This window comes from Streptomyces sp. NPDC058239 (assembly GCF_042882185.1).
In the GTDB taxonomy this organism is placed as follows: Bacteria; Actinomycetota; Actinomycetes; order Streptomycetales; family Streptomycetaceae; genus Streptomyces.
Window position 1 is genome coordinate 71,129 of the sequence record NZ_JBHVWS010000024.1, and the last position, 15,219, is coordinate 86,347.

Sequence of the window (15,219 nt, forward strand, 5' to 3'; positions counted from 1 at the left end):
CTACGGCCGGGCCGGCTCGAGTGGGCCGCCGATCGGTGGCCGTCTTTCACGTGACTGGCCGGCCCCGCCCAGGAGCGTGATCGGAGCGATCCCGGCCTGTGCACCGAAGCTGCTGGACCGCTACGGCGTCGGCCCGGATACCGCGGTCGCGTTGCCGATAGCGGCCGGCGACAGTCCGGAGCGCATGGCCGGCGAAGCCTCATGTGCCGCACTCTGCGGTGTGAGCCCGGTCGCGGCATCATCAGGCAGAACCCGGCGCCGCAGGCTCAACCGAGGCGGTGACCGGCAAGCCGACTACGCGCTCTGCACCATCGTCCTGGCCCGTCTTCGATGGGGCTCCCGCACTCGCGCTTACCTGGAACGGCGCATCACCGAGGGCAAGACACGCCGCGAAGCCACCCGATGTCTCAAACGCTACGTCGCCCGCGAGATCTACCGGTCCATCATCCCGCCCAGGAAGAACGTGCTGACGTCGGCATCAGCTGGTTGACATCCACGGGGGCATCAAGCCCGCGGTGGAGCGGACGCACGGCGAGGCCGGCCCGGGCCAGTGGAGCTGGTCCCGGAAACCGGCCCATCACCACCCGGAGCGCTACTCGATGACGAGCTCGACCGGGATGTTGCCGCGGGTCGCGTTGGAGTAGGGGCAGACCTGGTGAGCCTGCTCGACCAGCTTGCGGCCGGTGGCCTCGTCGACGGTCTCGGGAAGCTCCACTCGCAGCGTGACCGCGAGACCGAAACCCTCACCCTGCTTGCCGATGCCGACCTCACCGGTCACTGCGGCGTCACTGACGTCGATCTTGGCCTGACGGCCGACGAGGCCCAAGGCACTGGCGAAGCAGGCGGCGTAACCGGCGGCGAACAACTGCTCCGGGTTCGTGCCCTGGCCGCTGCCGCCCATCTCCACCGGGATGGCCAGCTGCAGATCCAGCTTGCCGTCGGGGGTGACAGCGCGGCCCTCGCGGCCGTGGGTGGCGGTGGCGACGGCGGTGTAGAGCGCTTCCATGAAAGCGATTCCTCTCGAAAGTCATGTCCCAGCGGCGCTGTCCGGCCGCTTCCACTTCAGGAAAGCACACAATTAAATTGTGCACAACCTAATGGCGCGCAGGACTATGCTGGATTCATGACCTCCATGCCCAGCCCGAGCCGCGAGGCCCCGTCCGAGGCCGACTACCTCCGCCTCGACCAGCAGATCTGCTTTTCCTTGCACGCCGCGTCACGCGCCTTCGGCAGCGTCTACCGCGTACTCCTCAAGGACCTCGGGCTCACCTACCCCCAGTACCTGGTGATGCTGACTCTCTGGGAGCACGGCGAGCTGCCGGTGAAAACGCTGGGAGAACACCTGCGGCTCGACTCCGGCACACTGTCACCGCTGCTGAAGCGGCTGGAGGCGGCAGGCCTGGTACGGCGCGAGCGCAGCGCGCAGGACGAGCGGTCGGTGCGCATTCACCTCACGGACGAGGGCATGGCACTGCGCGAGCGGGCGCTGGCCGTGCCGCGCCGGATCGCCGCGGCAACCGGCTTCGGTCTCGACGAGATCAGCAGCCTGCGAGCCCGCCTCAACCAACTCACGGCAGCCCTGGACACGGCGGCACTGGAGGAGAACCCGAGCTGCGCCGACGCGGTGTCCGAGACGTAGCCTCATTCGCCAGGCGCGGGCGGTTCTGCAGAGAATCGTCGCGGGAAGCGGGGTGCGGCGTCCTGGGCGATGGTCCATTGCAGGCGAGGCAGCGACCTCGGCAGGGTGTGCGGTGTGCGAGATATGCGAGATATGCGAGATATGCGAGATATGCGAGATATGCGAGATATGCGAGCATGCCGGCCCTGCCGGGACCGGTGCCGGCCATGAGTTCTTCCGGTTCACTCCGGGGTGATGTGGAGCCCTCCGTCCGCACCGCAGACATCTCGGCCCCGGCCCCGGTCTCCGCTCCTGCCGTGTGCCAGCATCTATGAGCCGGACATCGTGCTGACTGTTGGCAGAGACCCCGCCGCATCACAGCCCATGGCAACGTCGCCGGACGCCCCTGCAGGCCGTTTGCCGCCGAGGGCAGGGCTCCATCTGCCGAACAGGGCGGGCCTGCGGCCACCCTGCCGCTGCCGCAGACCCGCCCCCGGCCACGCCGATCCGTCAGGCGTTGGGGTCGAATGAGATGTTGGCCGGCTTGGCCTTTTCGAGGTGGTAGTTGAAATTGCCGTCCTTGAGGCCGAAGACGGCGCTGCCGAAGTCGGCCTGGGTCAGCTTGTCCCGCAGGCCCGCAGGGAAGCCGTTCCAGCCGACCAGGCTGGGGAACTGCCACGCGTGGTAGTGATTCTCCGGCGGTTCGTCATTGGAACTCGCGGGGCGGAAGCAGTGCGTGCTCACGCCGTCCTTGTGGTAGACGATCTTGGGATGCGTTCCGTCCCACTGGATCTGGTCACGGCCGTAGACGTTGAAGTTGCCGTGGGCGGAGGTGGATACGTAGCGGACCTCGTTGTCCTGCACCCACACCACGACGTGCTCCCAGTCGTGCCTGTGCCCGCCGAGCCCGCTGCCGGCCACGGCCTGGTCCTTCTCGAAATAGAGCCCGTACATGATGGCGCACCAGCCGTTGTTGCACTTGTAGCGGGCGTAACCGTTGGTGTTGTCGAGGTCCCAGGAGTCACGGCACTGACCGTTGACGGCCCCGGTGGTATTGAGGCCGGGGGCTATGACCCCGTCGGCGCCGATGGCGGGAGTCGGGTAGCAGCCATCCGTGTCGTAGTCGTACGCGGGTTGGAACGTCTGCTCCAGTCCGTCCGCGTTCGCGGGCAAGGCGATGGGCGGGGCAGCGAGAGCGCTGCCGGAAGCAGCGATGACCAGCACGATGGCGCTGCCGACAACGAGCGAGACCTTGCGGATCCGTGCTCTGATTTTCACTGCGTCCTCCTGGTCGACGCGTGGCCGGGACACGCCCTGATTGGCATGCCCATCACAAACATATTGAATCTCACGACGTCCGGGCCGAGCCCCGCCAGATGACCGAGCGATGAAGGGTCAGCCAATACACGAGGTGATCCTGCGGAGAGGTGCCTGGCGGGCATGGCGAGAGGGCCGGCAGGTGCGGAAGTGAGGTTTCCGGGGGCCGAGTTGCGCCCGGACCGAGGCCCGAACCCGGTCCGGGACACTGGCGCCCGGCGTGTCGGCCACCTCCGCCACACGTACGGCCCCGAGATGGTGAACAACCTGCAAGGTTGCCTGGTGGGGCGAGGAACGCATCCAAACACACAGCAGCAGGGCGTGGCCTGCATCAGGAGCGGACACCAGAAGCGGTACGCCTTCCCGCAACAGCCCGGGAGGATCCGGAAGCACCACACCGAAGCGGAGAAGATTGCAGGCGGACATCGCGCCCTTCGAAGCCGACCCCCGGACCGCCGCAGCGAAGTCAAAGCCACGCACCGACCGTAAGCACCGGCAACAACCCCGGGACACCACGACAAATCCCCCACGGTCAGGGATCACACCCGAGGCCCCCGCCCCCGCCCGGTCAAGCCTCAACGCCTGCAGCTTCAGCAAAACCCGACTACCGACCGCCAGGCCTCGCGCTGGTCGACGCCCAACTACCGGTCGGGGGCTGGAACTACATCCATGACTTCGCCGGTGAGGCCTCCCTACGCGACTGGTACGCCACAATCGGCGCAAACGGCTGGCGGCTCGAGGAGTTTCAGCACTTCTACGGCAATGCCACCTTCGACGACGCCGGCACCTCCAGCGCAGCCCATCTGATCCTGCGCCTCTACGTGGAGCGCCGACACCTTGAGTTCAAAGCGGCCCTGAACCGAGTCATCGACTTCATGCTGAAGGCGCAACTGCGCAGTGGCCCGGCGGACGGCGGCTGGCCACAGCGCTTCCCGTCGTTCTCCGGAGCTGTCCGTGACATGCCCTGGCCCGACGACCGGCCCTCCTGGCTGCCGGCCGATGTCAAGCACGGCATGGAGGACGGCGACTACACGCCGCATGTCACCTTCAACGACGACGTACTGGGCGAGAACATCAAGTTCCTCCTCATGTGTGCCTCGGCGCTCGGCCGGCGGGATCTGAACCGTCCGGTACTTCGGGCGATGGCATGCCTGCATCGGCTGCAACAGCCCGTCCGCAGGCCGGATGGGGGCTGCAACACCTCGCGCACACGGTTGGCGGTCGCCCCGCGGGCGCCCCGGCCAGTGCCCGCTCATACGAACCCCGCGCCCTGACCACCCATACCACGCAGACGAACATCCGTCAGCTGTTCCACTACTTCCGGCTCACCGGTGACCACGCTTCACGTCCTCGGCCTACGCAGCCAACATGGCCAAGCTCATCGCCCATGTGGCCGCTGACTGACCATCTTGCGGTTCCGATCATCCTGTCTCCGACCCCAGGCTGCGCGCCAGGCCGTTGATCGGTGTCGCAACCAGGACGGAGTGGTCCTGACAGGCCATCGTGAGCGCCCCCACCACGCCGCGGAGCGTGCCCTTCTCAGCGCTGCCGGCCGTGGGAGGGGTGCCGCTGCAGGACGGTCGGCCATCGGCTTCGGTGAAGCTTTCTGTCAGCTCCTCCTAGAGGAGCAGGTGGAGCAGATGCGCGCAGGCGACCTGTTCGCTCGGGTGGCGGGCGATGACCTCGTACGTGCCCCGTTCGTACACACCGGTCTCCCACGCCCCGTCGGACGCCTGTCGCAAGAACAGAAAGTCCGTGGGGGTGGGGACCGGTTCGTGAACGCCCTCGATGCGGTAGTAGCCGTCGGCCACTCCTGCCTCGCTCAGCACCGCGCGCAGTTCCCGGCGTTCCACGCTGAAGCTACGCGGCGGCGGACTTGAGGTAGTCATGCTCCAGCAGCCACTTGACGTTCAGCCGCTGCCCCTGGCCCGGGTCGAGGAAGACCGCGTCGAGCTTGATCTGCTGACCACCCCCCGGCTGCTCGAACCACGGGGCGATACTGCCCTGCCACACCCAGAAGGGCTTGGCCACCTTGTAGACGCGGTAGTCGCAAGCGACATCTGCTTCACGGGTGTTGAGGTTCTGCGGCGGCAGCGCGCGCTCTGCGTACGCGTCACCGGCAGGTGCCAGGTAACTGCCGTACTCGGAACCGAAGCGGTCCAGACGCTGGCCCGCGCGCAGCTTGGCCGGTTCCTTGTCGATCTGGCCGTTGACCTGACCGAAGCCGTCGTTGGGCGGGTACTTCCAGCTGCCGGAGTCGGCGGGCCCTTCCCAGTACTTCTTCAGAAAGGCCTGCGGGGACAGGGCTCCGGTGCGCTTGTACCCCTTCAGAAGCGGGCCCACAGGGGCCAGTCGGCTGTTCGGAAGCCACTTGGGGCCGAGCCGGGCGTCGCCGCGGAACTCACCTGTGCAGGGATCGTGCCGGGCTACGGACGCAGTCGTCCGGTCCTCCGGCTTCGCCGAGGCGCTCGCAGCAGGGGCTGTGACCAGCCCGGCAGTGATGCCAAGCACGGCAAGTACGTTGCGCATGCGGTTCATTCAGAGGTCCCCTCGGGTACTGGTGATCACTTACGATAGCTGACAAAGAGTAGCCTTTCGCTTACTCACGGCGTCCACCCTGTGCTGTTTTTGGACACGAACAGCGCGGCATCCCGGCCTGGTTCTGTTCGGGACGTGCCGGATACAGGGACATCTGATGCGCGGTGACCGTCGTCGAGGTACCAGAAACAGTGCGTGAAGATGGCTCCGGCCGAGGTCGACGAAGCAGCGCACATCCCGTCGGGTTGAAGCTGGTGAACGCGCAACTCCACGTGGCGGAACGACTTCCCGGCGACTGCATCGCGGCTACGAGCGAAGGGCCGTGCGCTCCCTCGCCTTCACCGGCATCGTCGGCGCCCTGAGCTGTTATCGCCGCATCGCCGACTGAGAGCCCCATGAGAGGTGGCCCGGTGAAGCCTTGGTTCAGTCAGCGGCGGACTCTTCGCTTCGCCTCTTCGCCCGCCTTGTTGTAAGAGATCCACTCGCCGGTCCTCTTGCCGAGGTTGTATGTCCCCTCGTCCAACAGGTTGCCGTTGTCATGCCACCGGCGTCATGGGCCACGCTGCCGGCCGTCCGAGTAGTCGCCCTCACCCGACAGGCTTCCGTCCTTGAATCGCTCCTCTGCCATGGGAGCAGCATAGGAATGAGCAGCACCAACAACCCGGCGCGTCATCCCATGTCTCCGAGTACGCAACCAACGTTCGTCGGAGCCGGCCGCCGAGATGTGAATTCGCCGGTCTGCGCTCACCAATCAGGACACCGCCCAGTCGGCTCCCCGGCATGGATGGCTACCAGGCCGCCGCGGAATCGGTTCGGACCGCAGGTGGGGCGGCGGAGGTCGTCACCTGCAGTGCGGCCGCGTTCGACGCCGTCCACGCCGAACGGGACCAGATGGCGGGCATTCCCGACACCTCGTGGGGCGTCCGGCCCGAGCAGTAACCAGGTGGCCATTGATATGTACGACGGTGCGCCCGCCGCCGATCGGGTGACCGGATCGAGAAGTCGCCGCTACCCACGGAGACGCGGTGCGGCGATCCGTGTCGGCAGTCGGTTGCCCTCCCACGCATGGCAACTGCCTAGTGCAGCCTCCAGGTGAGCTTGCCGCCGCCCACCCACCGGACCTCGCCCGGGTCGTCGAGGTCGTGGACCCTGATGCCTGCGGCCCAGGCGGTGTGGAGCACGTCCGTCATCGATGTTGCCGCACTGACGACCTCCCCGTCGATCTCCACAAGACGGAAGGGCGGATCACCTGGCTGGACTCCAAGCACAGTGATCCGAGGCTTCGAGATACGAGGGCTCGCACTTTCGGTCATGCGCAGATCGGTTCCACGCCACGGTCGGCAGTATGCCCGGCGGCCGGATAGGTAACGCAACTCCACATGACATCACCCCGGCGGCCGAGCCGGCTGCCCGTCGGAAGGCGGATCCGCCGACAGCAGTCCGCAACCGAGCCCAACAGCGCGCGTCAAGAACCGCCGGCTGTTCGCCTGTCTCCTGTCCCGGAAGCCAGAGATTTCCCGCCAGGAGGTTGTCGAGGAACGCATCGGTCGGCTTGCGCACTTCCATCGGCAGGGGCGTCACCCGCCCGCCCTGCGAGTGTTCGGCGTTCCCGTCAGCCGCAGCACGGTATTACAGCTGGTCAACGCGATGTCAGAACTTCAGCCACAGGCACGCGGGCCTGGGACCACCGACGGGTAGGCGATGCGCAAGGGCCGAGTCCACAGGACCGTGCGTGGAGACCGATCGACCAGTCGGCCTTCTGCGCGACCGCGAGGAGGCCACCGTCGCAGCCCGGCTGACCGAGCCCCGGGATCGAGTTCGTCTGCCACCACCGTGCCCAGTGGCGGGGCGACGCGGGAGCGCCGGACCGGGCGCGGGGTATCCGATCCCGGAGAGCTCCGGCACAGAGCGCGTACCGCAGCTCCGCGGGGTTCGGTCCGTCGGCCTCAGTGCCTCCTTGGACAGGGATCCTGCATCGAGTGATTGCCGGAAATCATGGGCGTGCTGCTGGGATGCCGGCAGGACACACGGCGGCGAGCACTTCGGCGCGTCATGGAGGAGCCGGACCACCGTCAGGGGAAACTTTCGCCATGACCAACGCGATGAAAGCAGTCCTTGAGGGCGGCCCCGACGATCTTCCTGATCGGATCGTTTCCATCACTACTCCCGGAGTCGACCTCAAGATCCCGTTCCGTGGTGGATACGAGCACTTCAAGGCGACGACACGTCACCAGGAGACCAGCGAGGGCCAATTGCCTGTCTACGAGTGGTGGGAGCGCACGGAAGTACCAGGGTGAGGGCTGTCCGGTAACTGCCCTGGCGTTCCGTTCAGCCGCAGCACGAGTGATCTCGTTGAGGGCTGCCTGGCCGAGCCGGGATGCCATCGCCGGCCCAGGCCTTTCAACATGCGGACCGGCTCCGCAAGCGGCGAGTCGATACACCGCGGAGCGCGCGCTTGCCGTGTCGCCGGCAATGTCGTAGCTCACATATTCGGAGTCGCAGAAGCAGTACGCGCTGCCGTCACGCCACACCACAGCCGCGTCGACATGTGCGGCGAGCCTCCCCCTCCCCGCCACCAGCCGCCTCAGATGCCGTGGAGACCGGGTAGAACTCGAAGCCCTGGTCGTGGGCCGAGCCCGCGCGCACTCGAACCGCTGCCCGCTCCTCCCCCAGTCCGCCGACCTCCAGCACGTCATCACGCGACACGCACAGGCTGCCGCGTTCTCGGCAGGGCATGAACATCTCCACGCAGCACCGGATTCCTGCACACCCATCCCGCCGACGTCCCACGCTGTTCGACATGTGTTCGGGTGACGTCGCTCGCTCATCGCTGTCCCACGGTGCTGCTCCCGGAAGAAGCAGCGGACATGCGAGAGCCCCCACCGTCAGGGGGCTGATAGCTGTGCCAGGAGCCCACCGACAGCACGCTCGGTTTGGCTGATGTGTCGCCGCTCGCGTCAGCCCAAGGGTCCGGCGGTCTGTACGGCCGGCGCGAGCGCGCGCCGAAAGGCCGGCCGACGGGGGGCGGAGTCGGTCAGGTGCCGGAAAAGTACCCGGTCGGCCCGCTTCGCAGGGGTGGCTGTGCGTTCCGCGACTCGTCATCGCACACCTCACCCGGATAGGGGAAGCGCTGACCCACACACCCCTCCGGCAGTCGGCAGGGGTGCCGGCACGCTCGCCTGTCTGCACTAACCCGGGGCGCGCGGCGAACCTCCCACCGCGAAGCTGTGGGCATACGCGTTCCCGCCGTCCCCTCGGCGAAAGACAAAGAAGGTTTTCCCGTGCGTCTGTACCGAATAGCACTGTGGATAGCGGCCCCTGTGGCAGTTCCTCTCATGGCGGCACCGCCCGGGGTGACGACAGCCCGTGCCGTCGGCGATACGACACCGGAGGGCCCCCTTGCCGTATGGCGAGCCGAAGCAGTTACGGAGTCGGCTGTCGATTCCGCGCTGCCGTTCCCGGCCCTCGGAGCGAGGTCGGTGGCCTTCCCCCGTGCGGCGCCTCGGCCCGCCATCGTGTCGCGTACTCAGTGGCGGGCCGACGAGACCAAGCGCGACCCACATGCCCACTACACGCAAAAGGTGACGGCGGTCTTCATCCATCACACCGACACCCCCAACGGGTACGACTGCGCCGACGTCCCGCGTACGCTGCGCAATCTGTATACGGGCCAGACCCGTGACCGGAGATGGGGAGACCTCGGCTACAACTTCCTCGTCGACAAATGCGGCACCATCTACGAAGGCCGCGCCGGCGGTACCGACCGCCCCGTCGTCGGCTCCCACACCCTCGGGTTCAACCAGGGCACCACGGGGATTGCGGCGATCGGCACCTTCGGACGAGGCACTCCCGTACCGGCAGCCATGGAGCACGCGATCGCAGCCCTCGCCGCCTGGAAGCTCGGCTTGAACGGCATCGACCCCACCAGCAAGGTGCGGCTCACGTCCACGAACGACAAGAGCCGCTACGCCAAGGGAACTTCGGCCGAATTCGACGCCATATCCGGCCATCGCGACGGCTATGCCACCGACTGCCCGGGAGAAGCACTGTTCGCGCGGCTCCCCGCAATCCGAAAGCTTGCTTCCGGCCTCCAGGGCAGGGCCCTACGAGCACCCTCTGGCGTCGCCCTGCCCGCGGGTTTGCGGAGCCTCCAGCTGTCCAGTCATTGACGCCCCATCAGGACAGGGTGCACCCGGGGTGCCGCCGCCCCGGCATCGCAGACAACTCGGCACGCGGTGGAGTTCTGGACGATCGACGGATTCTTCCCTCTGCCCCCGGGATCTGCCGACAAGCGGGGGCAGCCAAGCTTCCCCCATGGCTCCGAGGCGTACACCGCGCAAGAGGGCCGTCACCCCGAAGCGAAGACTTTGACTCTGAAGGAGACGCACCGATGGTTACCAGCGACCCTGTTCTCGTCACGGGAGCCGGTGGCGGCACAGGCGGTGTGAGCCGCCTCGTCCTCGACCTGCTCCTGGCCCAAGGAGTGCCGGTGCGCGCGATGGTGCACCGCAACGACCATCGAGCGGATGAACTGCGCGCACTCGGCGCCGAGGTGGTCGTCGGCGACCTCACCCGGCCCGCCGATGTCGCGGACGCCCTCGACGGTGCCGGCCGGATGTACTTCAGCATGAGTGTGTCGCCGGACTACCTGCTGGCGGCGACCGTGGTGGCCACCGTCGCACGCGAGCAGGGCCATCTCGACTGCTTGGTGGACATATCGCAGATGACGGTGTCCCAGATGACCGCCACCAGCACCAGCGAGTCCCACCAGCAGCGGCTGCACTGGCTCTCCGAGCAGGTGTTCAACTGGTCGGGCCTGCCAGTGGTACACGTGCGGCCCACGATATTCCTCGACAACCCGCTCTTCACCACGCTCGCCGCACACTCGATCCGGGAGAACGGCACGCTCGCCCTGCCGTTCGGCACCGGCCGCACGTCACCGGTGTCGGCGGGCGACGTGGCACGGGTGGTCGCGACGGTGCTGCGCGAACCGGCCCCGCACCTGGGTCATGTCTACGAGCTGACCGGGCCGCGCACGATGGACATGAACGGCGTAGCAGAGGAGTTCTCCCGGGGACTTGGCCGCCCGGTGTCCTATGCGGACGTCCCGCTGGACCAGTGGATCACTGCGGTGCTCTCAAAGGCAGGACTTTCGCCGCATGCCGAGCAGCACATCGAGACCATGGCGCGGTTGCACCGGGAGAACCGTTACGACCGCGCGACCCACGACGTCGAACGCATCACTGGTCAACCGGCGCAGACGATCGAGTCGTTCGTGGCCGCGCGCCGGGACTTCTACCTCGGCTGAGCCGACCCGGGCCCCGAGGAGCGAGCCGACGCAGCCGCCGTCTGTGCGGACACGCCTCGTGGACAACTCGACGAAGGCCTCGAACATCCCCCGAAGAACAAGTAATTGCAGGCCACGAGCTTCTCGGACTTGCCCCTCGGGGAAGTGTCCACCTTCGTGGCATACACGCTGCCGCGGCCAGTCATGTCCTGGACAGTGGAATCCGAACAACAAGTCGGAGACATTCGACGGCACGGGGAACGCCGACGAACCGGCACACGCCGACACCACCGGATGAAGGGGCAGCGCCACCGCACGTATTGGTGTTCGCACGGCAGCAGCCCAAAGCGTGCTGTGGAAGGCCGGCGTCGGGCATTTCCACTGTATGTGTGGGGTGTTGAGGGCTGATCCGGTGCGAGTGGACACGGTCACGGGGCTGCCGATGCAGCTTCTCACAGGCCCACTTCCGGCGGCGGCCGAATCACCGCCTCCGGAAACGCGAGATGAAGATGTTGTCGCCCGGCGCAGGGCATCACCCGTCGTCGACGTCAAGCAGCGCATCGCCCCCGTGCCGCCTCAGAGTCTCCGCTTGGGATCCAGCAACTGCTCCCGCAGCGCGGTGAGCTGGTGCGAGGATTCCACTGCCCGGGTCTCATCGAGCGTGGCCAGCGCGAGCAGCAGGGCGTCCGCGACGAGCAGCCCCGTCAGCGATTCCGCTGTGATCCCGGTCGGGGTGTGCGGCGCGGTCAGGACCGCCTCGACACGGTCCGCATACGCCTCGCCCAGCTCGTCCGTCACGAGTACGACCTTGGCGCCGACCGCACGAGCCCGCTCCATCATGACGGTCAGCTCCACCAGCCGGCGGCCCGGCTGGAAGATCACCACGCTGTCGCCCTGCCCCAGAGCCAGCAGCTGGTCCGCGAGGGCGAAGCCCGTCTCGGAGACGAAGCGGGCCCGGCGGCCGATCCGGCCGAGCGCCAACGCCAGGTGGCGGGCGCCCGGTTCGGAGGCGGCGATCCCGTAACAGAACACCTCGTGCGCCTCGGCGAGGGCGGTCACCGAGCGCTTCAATGCCTCCGGTTCGGTGAGGCGCCTGGTGTGGTCGATGCGGTCCTGGGCCTCGTCGAAGACATCGGCCCAAATGGACTCCAGGTCCTGGCCCACATGCGCGATGCGCTGCTTGAGGCGCTCCTCGGGGGCGACGGCCGCAGTGAAATCGTTGGCCAACTCCCGCTTCAGGGCGGGCAGTCCCGCGTACCCGAGGCGTTGCAGCGCTCGCACGACGGTGGCGTTGCTGGTGGAGCTGGCGGTCCCCAGTTCCTGGGCGCTGGCGAAGAGCAGCTGCTCGACGGGGGCACTGACCAGGTGCTGCGCAACGGCTCGTTCAGATGCGGACAGACCCTCCCATTGATCGCGAATCGCGGCACGCAGCCGGGTAACTCCGGTCCCATTCTCTGGAATTTCCATTACAACCATTGACTTTCGTGTGACCGACGTTACTGTCCTGGGCAACACGTTCCAAGCGGAACGCTTCTTGAAATCGACGTTACAGGATCGGTGTGGTCCTTCGGCGCCGTTCGGAGCGCTTCCAGAGCGAGGAGAAGCATGGCACCCCCTCCCACGGACCCCGGCCACGCCCGGGTCCTCCCGGTCATCGAGATCTCCGGCAGCCCGCTCCAGCGCGGGCGCCAGTACGGCGAAGCCGTGCGGCCCCAACTGCTTGCCGCGCTCGGCTACTACGAGGAGGCCTTCGGCCGGTCCGCCGGACTGGTCTGGGACCGGGTCACCGCCCGAGCCGCCCACTGGCTGGAGCCGGTACGCGACTACGCACCCCACCTCGTCGAGGAGATGCAGGGCATCGCGGACGGCGCCGGGGTCGGTCTGCTGGACGTGCTCGCCCTGAACGCCCGCGGCGAGGTCATCTACGACAAGTCCTTCGCCCAGATGGAGGCCGACGGGCGAGCGAGCGAGGAAGAGCCCGCCGAGGGCTGCACCTCCTTCGCCGTTCACGGCGAGGCCAGCGGCGACGGGCACGTCTACGCCGGGCAGAACTGGGACTGGCGGGCCGGCGTCGCCGAAACCGTCGTCATGATCAGAATTGTCCAGCCCCCCAGACCGACCCTGATCATGCAGGTCGAGGCCGGACAGATCGGCCGCCAGGGCGCCAACTCCGCCGGGCTCGCCTTCAACGCCAACGGCCTCGGCGGCCGGTTCGACGATGCGATCGGGCTGCCCCAGACCGTCGTACGCCGGAGTGTCCTGGACCAGAGCAACATCACCGACGCCCTCGACGTGCTCTGCCGCACCCGAGCCCATATCGCCAGCAACGCCCTGCTCACCTGTCGTGAGGGCTTCGCCATCGACCTGGAGACCACCCCGGCCGGGCACGGCTGGATGTATCCGACCGATGGCCTGCTGGTACACGGCAACCACTACCAGGCAGGCATTCCCGCCCCGCTGGCTGCCGCCGGCTACCGGCCCATGTCGTCCGATTCCCTGGTCCGTGTCCCGCGCGCCGCGGAAGGGCTCAAGGCGCTGCGTGGTTCCACCGGCCCCGCCGAGTCACGCAAGATCATCCGTCAGGCGATGTCGGATCACCTCGGCCACCCCGAATCCCTGTGCACCCACCCCGATCCGCGCCGGCCCGAGATCGAGCAGTGGACCACTCTCGTCTCCTCCCTGGCCGACCTCACCTCCGGTGACTACCACGTGACCGCGGGCACCCCCTGCGACCGCGAGTACCAGCACCTTCCCTGGAACCTCTACGACGGCCCGTACGGCCAGAACTGACGGGAATTCAGTGATGACCCACACCTCTTCAAGAAGGACGGCCCTGGCCGCGGGCCTCGTCGCGGCGACGATCGTCGCGGCCGCAGGCTGTAGCGGAGCCACCCGGAACACCGCAGGCGGCTCCCGGACCGCCGACGCCGCCACGCTCGACCTCACCCCGACCACCACCCCGGCCACAGGTGAACTCGCCAACGCAAACTGGCTTCTGGAAGACGAGCCGGACTCGCTCGACCTGGACACCCAGGGCACCAGCGCCGGCCGCGTCGTCCTCACCAACGTCTGCGAGCGGCTGTACCAGCTCCAGCCGGACATGTCGACTAAGCCCTTCCTCGCCGAGAAGGCCGAAACCCCGGACGACAAGACCCTCGTACTGACCCTGCGCCCCGGTGTCACCTTCCACGACGGCACCCCGATGACCGCCGACGACGTGCTGTGGAGCCTGAAGCGGCACGCCGACCCGGACATGGAGCAGGGCGACGAATTCGGCAACATCGCCGCGATGAAGAAGACCGGCGACCGCCGGATCACGATCACCTTCAAGGCGCCGGACGCCATGTTCTTCAAGGCACTCGCCGGTGACGCGGGCATCGTCTGGAACAAGGAGCAGGTCGAGAAGGCGGGCAAGGACTTCGGTACGCCGGGACACCCCGACGCCTGCACCGGCCCGTACCGACTGAGCAGCTGGAAGTCCGGCGACTCGATCACCATCGAGCGCTACGACGCGTACTGGGGCAAGAAGCCTCTGACGAAGAAGGTCACCTTCCGCTGGGCCGCCGACAGCGCCCTCGTCAATGCCCTGACGACCGGCGCCGCCGACGGTGCCTACGCCGAATCGCCCAACACCGCGGCAGCCCTCCAGGGCAAGGGGGGCATCGAGCAGCACTACGGTCCCTCCACCGCCTCCCTCGTCCTCATCCCGACCGGGCGCGGCGGACTGAAGGACCCGAAGATCCGCCGGGCGCTCTCGCTCGCGCTGGACCGCAAGGGCATCGCCGCATCCGGCTACGGCGGTATGGTCCAGCCCTGGGGCACCCCGGTCGGCTCCGGCGCCTGGGGCTACGAGAAGCCCGTCTTCGAGGCCGCACAGAAGGCCGTCGCCTACGCCCCCGCAGACCCGACCGCCGAGGATCTCGCCGCAGCCAAGAATTTGGTGAAGGAGGCGGGCGCCGATCGCACCGAGCCGGTCGTGATCGGCACGGACGCCAGTCAGGGCCGTACCGTCGTCGCCAATGCCGTGCGCGCCGCGCTCCAGCGGATCGGTCTCAAGGGGCAGATCAAGACGGTGCCGACCTCGCAGTTCGAGCAGTTCTACAGCGATCCGCAGGCCCGCGCGGACATCGATGTGCTGGTCGGTGACTGGTACATCTCCAAGGCCGATCCCATGGGCTTCTACGACAACGCGCTCTCCGACTCCTCCAACAACTGGGTGGGCTTCAAGGACGCCGCGTACGACGCCAAGGTGAAGAAGGCCCTCGCCACGCTCGACGACGCCGAGCGCGCGAAGCTCACGGTCGACATCCAGAAAACGTTCACAGACGCCGCCGTCTGGATCTCGGTCGCCCAAGTGCCTTCCGTCCTCGTCCTCAACGAGAAACTGACCGGGCCGCCCGCCTCCATGGCCTACCTCTACTACCCGTGGGCCGCCGAACTCGGCTCGAAGAAGGGCTGA

At 67.5% G+C, this 15,219-nt stretch carries 15 protein-coding genes; 9 read left to right on the forward strand and 6 right to left on the reverse strand.

Annotated elements, in window-relative coordinates; genetic code table 11:
- The first annotated feature begins 76 nt into the window (after nucleotides 1-76).
- Complete coding sequence (locus tag ACFVYE_RS24620; RefSeq protein WP_383964268.1) at nucleotides 77-490, forward strand: transposase; 414 nt, start codon at nucleotides 77-79, stop codon at nucleotides 488-490.
- Between the two features lie 102 nt (nucleotides 491-592).
- On the opposite strand, the gene ACFVYE_RS24625 is transcribed toward ACFVYE_RS24620, so the two are convergent.
- On the reverse strand, nucleotides 593-1,006 hold the full coding sequence (locus tag ACFVYE_RS24625) for an organic hydroperoxide resistance protein (protein WP_383964266.1): 414 nt from the start codon (nucleotides 1,004-1,006) through the stop codon (nucleotides 593-595).
- A 117-nt stretch (nucleotides 1,007-1,123) separates the two neighbouring features.
- On the opposite strand from ACFVYE_RS24625, the gene ACFVYE_RS24630 reads away from it, so the two are divergent.
- Nucleotides 1,124-1,639 (forward strand): MarR family winged helix-turn-helix transcriptional regulator, encoded by a 516-nt coding sequence (locus tag ACFVYE_RS24630; protein ID WP_383964263.1) that lies wholly within the window; start codon nucleotides 1,124-1,126, stop codon nucleotides 1,637-1,639.
- Between the two features lie 489 nt (nucleotides 1,640-2,128).
- Here ACFVYE_RS24630 and ACFVYE_RS24635 read toward each other — a convergent pair whose 3' ends face one another.
- Entirely contained in the window at nucleotides 2,129-2,896 is a 768-nt protein-coding gene (locus tag ACFVYE_RS24635) for an NPP1 family protein (protein ID WP_383964261.1), read from the reverse strand.
- A gap of 149 nt (nucleotides 2,897-3,045) precedes the next feature.
- Between ACFVYE_RS24635 and ACFVYE_RS24640 the strand changes: the two genes are divergently transcribed.
- Complete coding sequence (locus ACFVYE_RS24640) at nucleotides 3,046-4,209, forward strand: pectate lyase (RefSeq protein ID WP_383964258.1); 1,164 nt, start codon at nucleotides 3,046-3,048, stop codon at nucleotides 4,207-4,209.
- 345 nt (nucleotides 4,210-4,554) lie between these two features.
- Here the strand turns inward: ACFVYE_RS24640 and ACFVYE_RS24645 are convergent, their stop codons facing one another.
- Together ACFVYE_RS24645 and ACFVYE_RS24650 are read right to left on the reverse strand one after the other, a co-directional pair.
- Nucleotides 4,555-4,788 carry a hypothetical protein gene (locus ACFVYE_RS24645; RefSeq protein WP_383964255.1) on the reverse strand — a complete coding sequence of 78 codons (234 nt, stop codon included), beginning with the start codon at nucleotides 4,786-4,788 and terminating at the stop codon, nucleotides 4,555-4,557.
- A 7-nt stretch (nucleotides 4,789-4,795) separates the two neighbouring features.
- Nucleotides 4,796-5,473, reverse strand: a complete 678-nt coding sequence (locus ACFVYE_RS24650) for a TNT domain-containing protein (RefSeq protein WP_383964252.1) — start codon at nucleotides 5,471-5,473, stop codon at nucleotides 4,796-4,798.
- A gap of 780 nt (nucleotides 5,474-6,253) precedes the next feature.
- Between ACFVYE_RS24650 and ACFVYE_RS24655 the strand changes: the two genes are divergently transcribed.
- On the forward strand, nucleotides 6,254-6,412 hold the full coding sequence (locus ACFVYE_RS24655; protein ID WP_383964249.1) for a hypothetical protein: 159 nt from the start codon (nucleotides 6,254-6,256) through the stop codon (nucleotides 6,410-6,412).
- Nucleotides 6,413-6,549: 137 nt separating this feature from the next.
- Here ACFVYE_RS24655 and ACFVYE_RS24660 read toward each other — a convergent pair whose 3' ends face one another.
- On the reverse strand, nucleotides 6,550-6,786 hold the full coding sequence (locus ACFVYE_RS24660) for a hypothetical protein (RefSeq protein WP_383964246.1): 237 nt from the start codon (nucleotides 6,784-6,786) through the stop codon (nucleotides 6,550-6,552).
- Between the two features lie 777 nt (nucleotides 6,787-7,563).
- Between ACFVYE_RS24660 and ACFVYE_RS24665 the strand changes: the two genes are divergently transcribed.
- The 3 genes from ACFVYE_RS24665 to ACFVYE_RS24675 all read left to right on the forward strand — a co-directional run bounded on the left by ACFVYE_RS24665 (nucleotide 7,564) and on the right by ACFVYE_RS24675 (nucleotide 10,781).
- Nucleotides 7,564-7,770, forward strand: a complete 207-nt coding sequence (locus ACFVYE_RS24665; protein WP_383964243.1) for a DUF5988 family protein — start codon at nucleotides 7,564-7,566, stop codon at nucleotides 7,768-7,770.
- A gap of 1,218 nt (nucleotides 7,771-8,988) precedes the next feature.
- Nucleotides 8,989-9,642 (forward strand): peptidoglycan recognition protein, encoded by a 654-nt coding sequence (locus tag ACFVYE_RS24670; RefSeq protein WP_383964240.1) that lies wholly within the window; start codon nucleotides 8,989-8,991, stop codon nucleotides 9,640-9,642.
- 221 nt (nucleotides 9,643-9,863) lie between these two features.
- Complete coding sequence (locus ACFVYE_RS24675) at nucleotides 9,864-10,781, forward strand: NAD(P)H-binding protein (protein ID WP_383964237.1); 918 nt, start codon at nucleotides 9,864-9,866, stop codon at nucleotides 10,779-10,781.
- 555 nt (nucleotides 10,782-11,336) lie between these two features.
- On the opposite strand, the gene ACFVYE_RS24680 is transcribed toward ACFVYE_RS24675, so the two are convergent.
- Nucleotides 11,337-12,227: a MurR/RpiR family transcriptional regulator gene (locus tag ACFVYE_RS24680; RefSeq protein ID WP_383964234.1), complete on the reverse strand. Its 891-nt coding sequence runs from the start codon at nucleotides 12,225-12,227 to the stop codon at nucleotides 11,337-11,339.
- 138 nt (nucleotides 12,228-12,365) lie between these two features.
- Here ACFVYE_RS24680 and ACFVYE_RS24685 point away from each other — a divergent pair, with 138 nt between their 5' ends.
- Together ACFVYE_RS24685 and ACFVYE_RS24690 are read left to right on the forward strand one after the other, a co-directional pair.
- Nucleotides 12,366-13,550 (forward strand): C45 family autoproteolytic acyltransferase/hydolase, encoded by a 1,185-nt coding sequence (locus ACFVYE_RS24685; RefSeq protein WP_383964231.1) that lies wholly within the window; start codon nucleotides 12,366-12,368, stop codon nucleotides 13,548-13,550.
- A 13-nt stretch (nucleotides 13,551-13,563) separates the two neighbouring features.
- A complete protein-coding gene (locus ACFVYE_RS24690) occupies nucleotides 13,564-15,219 on the forward strand; it encodes an ABC transporter substrate-binding protein (protein WP_383964229.1) in 1,656 nt (551 codons plus the stop codon).

What these genes read in the sequence shown, in the direction of transcription:
- ACFVYE_RS24625 (WP_383964266.1), bottom strand. Translation starts at nt 1,006, where the DNA reads ATGGAAGCGCTCTACACCGCCGTCGCCACCGCCACCCACGGCCGCGAG.
- ACFVYE_RS24630 (WP_383964263.1), top strand. Translation starts at nt 1,124, where the DNA reads ATGACCTCCATGCCCAGCCCGAGCCGCGAGGCCCCGTCCGAGGCCGAC.
- ACFVYE_RS24650 (WP_383964252.1), bottom strand. Translation starts at nt 5,473, where the DNA reads ATGAACCGCATGCGCAACGTACTTGCCGTGCTTGGCATCACTGCCGGG.
- ACFVYE_RS24655 (WP_383964249.1), top strand. Translation starts at nt 6,254, where the DNA reads ATGGATGGCTACCAGGCCGCCGCGGAATCGGTTCGGACCGCAGGTGGG.
- ACFVYE_RS24660 (WP_383964246.1), bottom strand. Translation starts at nt 6,786, where the DNA reads ATGACCGAAAGTGCGAGCCCTCGTATCTCGAAGCCTCGGATCACTGTG.
- ACFVYE_RS24665 (WP_383964243.1), top strand. Translation starts at nt 7,564, where the DNA reads ATGACCAACGCGATGAAAGCAGTCCTTGAGGGCGGCCCCGACGATCTT.
- ACFVYE_RS24675 (WP_383964237.1), top strand. Translation starts at nt 9,864, where the DNA reads ATGGTTACCAGCGACCCTGTTCTCGTCACGGGAGCCGGTGGCGGCACA.
- ACFVYE_RS24680 (WP_383964234.1), bottom strand. Translation starts at nt 12,227, where the DNA reads ATGGAAATTCCAGAGAATGGGACCGGAGTTACCCGGCTGCGTGCCGCG.
- ACFVYE_RS24685 (WP_383964231.1), top strand. Translation starts at nt 12,366, where the DNA reads ATGGCACCCCCTCCCACGGACCCCGGCCACGCCCGGGTCCTCCCGGTC.
- ACFVYE_RS24690 (WP_383964229.1), top strand. Translation starts at nt 13,564, where the DNA reads ATGACCCACACCTCTTCAAGAAGGACGGCCCTGGCCGCGGGCCTCGTC.